1 protein-coding gene is annotated in these 4,516 nt (G+C 71.7%); it reads right to left on the reverse strand.

Annotated elements, in window-relative coordinates; translation table 11 throughout:
* A partial coding sequence (locus ACIQ9E_RS29695) for a beta-ketoacyl synthase N-terminal-like domain-containing protein (RefSeq protein WP_403712297.1) occupies window positions 1-4,516 on the reverse strand: 4,516 nt, incomplete at both ends.

Genomic DNA, 4,516 nt, shown 5'->3' on the forward strand with positions numbered 1-4,516 from the left:
GAACATCCCCCACCCCCACCCCCACACCACAATCCAGCACCACCACCCCCGGCACCGAACCCCCCGCCACAACCTCCTCCCAACCAACCCACGACCCACCCACCGAAACCACCGAAGCCACCGAAGCCACCGAAGCCACCGAAGCAGCCGGAGCAGCCGGAGCAGCCGCAACCACCGACCACTCCACCCCCAACAACGAACCCCCCGAAACCCCCAACTGCTCTGCCGAGACCGGCCGGCTCACCATCGAGCCGACCGAGAGCACCGGTGTGCCGGTGGTATCGGCGAGTGCCAGGGCCCAGCCGTCGTCGCCGGTACGGGTCAGCCGTACCCGTACCTCGGCCGCACCGACGGCGTGCAGCGCCACGTCGTTCCAGACGAACGGAATCGCGGTCTCGCCGGTGCTGGTCAGGATCGCCGCGTGCATCGCGGCGTCCAGGAGGGCGGGGTGCAGGCCGAAGTCTCCCGCTGTGCTCCGCTCCTCCACCGGCAGCGCGACTTCGGCGAAGAGTTCCTCGCCGCGGCGCCATACCGCCCGCAGCCCGCGGAACACCGGCCCGTAACCGAACCCGGCTTCGGCAAAGCCCTCGTAGGCACCTTCGACGGGAACGGGCTCCGCGTCCACCGGCGGCCAGGTCACCGCGTCGAACCCGGCGGTATCCACCGTGTCCGGGGCGTCCGGGCTCAGCACACCGGCTGCATGCCGGACCCACACCCCGTCCTGTTCGTCGTCCGGCCGGGAGTGCACGGTGATCCGGCGGCGGCCGGAGTCGTCCGGCTCACCGACCCACATCTGCATCTGTACGCCGCCCTCATCGGGCAGTGTCAGCGGTGCCGCGAGCGTCAGCTCCTCGACCACCGCACAACCGACCTGGGCACCCGCCCGCAGGGCGAGTTCGAGGAGACCGGTGCCGGGCATCAGCACCGCGCCCATCACGGTGTGGTCCGCCAGCCACGGGTGCGTCCGGATCGACAGCCGTCCCGTGAAGAGGTAGCCGTCGGCCGTGACGAGTTCCGTCGCGGCGCCCAGCAGCGGGTGATCCGCGGCGGAGACACCGGCCGAGTCCAAGTCGGCTGCCCCTTGGGCCGCGTCCAGCCAGTACCGCTGTCGCTGGAACGCGTAGGTCGGCAGGTCGATGCGGCGGTTGTCCGTTCCGCCGAAGAACGCCCGCCAGTCCACGGCGATTCCGGCGCAGTGCAGTGCGGCGAGCGCCGCGACCAGGGTGGTGGCGCTGTCCCGGCCCGCGCGCTGCAAGGGTTGGGCGGGGATGCCGTCTGAGCAGTCCGCTGCCATACCGCAGAGCACGGCGTCGGGTCCCACCTCCAGGAAGGAGGTCACCCCCAGGTCGGCCAGGGTGCGGACGCCGTCGGCGAAGCGGACCGCGTCACGGACGTGCCGCACCCAGTACTCCGGGGTGCACAGCCGCTCGGTTTCGGCGATCTCACCTGTCGCATTGGAGACGACCGGGATGAACGGCGCGGAGAACGACAGCCCGGAGACGACCGCACGGAAACCGTCCAGCATCGGGTCCATCAACGGCGAGTGGAAGGCGTGCGAGACCTTGAGCCGGGTCGTTTTACGGCCCAGGGCCTCGAAGTGGACCCGTACCGCCTCCACCCCTTCCTCGGCACCGGACACCACAACCGCAGAAGGGCCGTTGACCGCAGCGACGGACACCGACGCGCCCAGCAGTGGCAGAACCTCGTCCTCGCCCGCCCGCACCGCCAGCATCGCACCACCCTCCGGCAGGGCGTCCATCAACCGGCCACGCGCCGACACCAGCGCACACGCATCAGCCAGGGAGAACACCCCCGCCACATGAGCCGCAGCCACCTCACCGATCGAATGACCAGCCACAAAGTCCGGAGTCACCCCCCACGACTCGACCAGCCGGAACAACGCCACCTCAACCGCGAACAGACCCGCCTGAGCATGCACCGTCCGGTTCAGAACATCCGCGTCCCCACCCCACACCACCTCACGCACCGGAACATCCAACTCAGCACAGACCGCATCAAAAGCCTCCGCGAAGACGGGGAAGCGGGCATACAGCTCACGGCCCATGCCGAGACGCTGGGAGCCCTGGCCCGAGAAGAGGAAGGCGCACGTTCCGGTCTTCCGTGCGGACGCGGTGACGACACCACCCGGAAGTGCGAGGTCGCCCGCAGCCAGCCCGCGCAGTCCCCCGGCCAGTTCCTCGCGTCCGGTGCCGACGACCGCGGCCCGTTGCTCCAGCGCGGTCCGAGTGGTGGCCAGCGCGCCGGCCGTCGCCGTCAGGTCCAGGTCCAGGTCCGGCCGGGTGTCGATATACGCGAGCAGGCGCGCGGCCTGTTCACGCAGGGCCTCGGGGGTCGCGGCGGACAGCAGCCACGGCAGTACGCCGGTCTCCGGTCCCGCCACGGCTCCGGGCCCGGTCCCGGTCCCGGTCTGCGGGATCGGGCTCTCCGTGGCGGCCTGTTCGAGGATCACGTGCGCGTTGGTACCGCTGATGCCGAAGGCCGAGACGCTCGCGCGGCGGGGACGGCCGGTCTCGGGCCACTCCACCGCTTCTCCGAGCAGCGCCACCGCGCCCTCGGTCCAGTCGACGTGCGGCGAGGGTTCGTCCACGTGCAGGGTCCGGGGCAGTACGCCTTCCCGCAGGGCCATGACCATTTTGATCACGCCCGCGACACCGGCCGCGGCCTGCGCGTGCCCGATATTCGATTTGACGGAGCCGAGGAGGACCGGCCGGTCCTGCGGCCGGTCCTGTCCGTAGGTCGCGATGAGCGCCTGGGCCTCGATGGGGTCGCCGAGTGTGGTGCCGGTGCCGTGTGCCTCCACCGCGTCCACCTCGGTGGCCGACAGGCCGGCGGCGCCCAGGGCCTCGCGGATGACCCGCTGCTGCGAAGGCCCGTTCGGGGCGGTGAAGCCATTGCTGGCACCGTCCTGGTTGACCGCGGAACCACGGATCACGGCCAGCACCCGGTGCCCGTTGCGCTCGGCGTCGGACAGCCGCTCGACGAGCAGCACGCCGACGCCCTCGGACCAGCCGACCCCGTCCGCGCTGCCGGCGAACGCCTTGCAGCGGCCGTCCGGGGACAGCCCGCGCTGACGGCTGAACTCGATGAACATGCCGGGTGTGGACATGACGGTCGCACCGCCGGCCAGGGCCAGGGAGCACTCTCCGGACCGCAGAGCCTGTACCGCGAGGTGCAGGGCCACCAGTGAGGACGAGCACGCGGTGTCCACCGTGACGGCCGGGCCTTCCAGGCCCAGCGTGTACGAGACCCGGCCGGACACGATGCTGCCGCCGCTGGTACCGGAGGGGTGCGCGCCGAGCGCGTAGTCGTGGTACATCACGCCGGCGAACACACCGGTGCGGCTGCCCCTGAGCATGGCGGGGTCGATACCGGCCCGCTCCAGGGCCTCCCAGGAGGTTTCGAGCAGCAGCCGCTGCTGCGGGTCCATGTACAGGGCCTCGCGGGGCGAGATGCCGAAGAACGCCGGGTCGAAGTCCGCCGCCTCATGGAGGAAGCTGCCGCGGCGCGTGTAGCTCTTGCCCTCCTTGCCGGGCTCCGGGTCGTACAGGTCCTCGATGATCCAGCCGCGGTCGGCGGGCAGGTCGGAGACGGTGTCCCCACCGTCCATCAGCAGCCGCCACAGGTCCTCGGGCGAGGTCACCCCGCCCGGGTAGCGGCAGGCCATGCCGACGATCGCGATCGGGTCGCCGTCCACGGGACGCCGCTCGCCGGTGTCCCGTACGGCCGCATCCGAGGTCGCGTCGCCGCCGCCGAGGAGGGTGAGGAGGTGGTCGGTGACGGAGTGGGCGTTGGGGTGGTCGAAGGCGAGGGTGGCGGGCAGTCGCAGGCCGGTGGCCCGGCTGAGGTGGTTGCGCAGTTCGGTCGCAGCCAGTGAGTCGAAGCCCAGTTCCTGGAAGGCCCGGTCCGCGCCGATCGCCTCGGCCGACGCATGCCCGAGTACGGACGCGACCTGCGCCCGGACCAGATGCAGCACCGTACGCCGGCGCTCCCCCGCCGACAGACCCGACAGCCGCTGGGTCAGCGAGGCGGCTGTGACGCTGTCGTGTCCGGCGGCTGCCCGGCGGACGCGCCCCGGGGCGAGCCTGCGGAGCAGAGCGGGCATCTCGTCGGTGCGGGCGCGCAGGGCCGCCGAGTCGACCACGACGGGGACGACGGTCGGGCGGGCGGAACGCAACGCCGAATCGAAGAGCGCCAGGCCGGTATCGGCCGAGAGGACGGGCAGTCCCTGGTCCGCCATCCGCCGGCGGTCCACGTCGGCGAGGCGCGTGCCCATGCCCGCTCCCGCGTCCCAGAGGCCGAAGGCCATGGAGGTCGCGGGCAGTCCTTCGGCCTGCCGGTGCTCGGCGAGGGCGTCGAGGAAGACGTTCGCCGCCGCGTAGTTGCCCTGTCCGGCGGTCAGTACCAGTCCGCCGGCCGAGGAGAACAGGACGAACGCGGCCAGGTCCATGTCCCGGGTCAGCTCGTGCAGATACCAGGCGGCATCCGCCTTGGGGGC

It is taken from the genome of Streptomyces sp. NPDC094448 (assembly GCF_044763775.1).
Classification (GTDB): domain Bacteria; phylum Actinomycetota; class Actinomycetes; order Streptomycetales; family Streptomycetaceae; genus Streptomyces.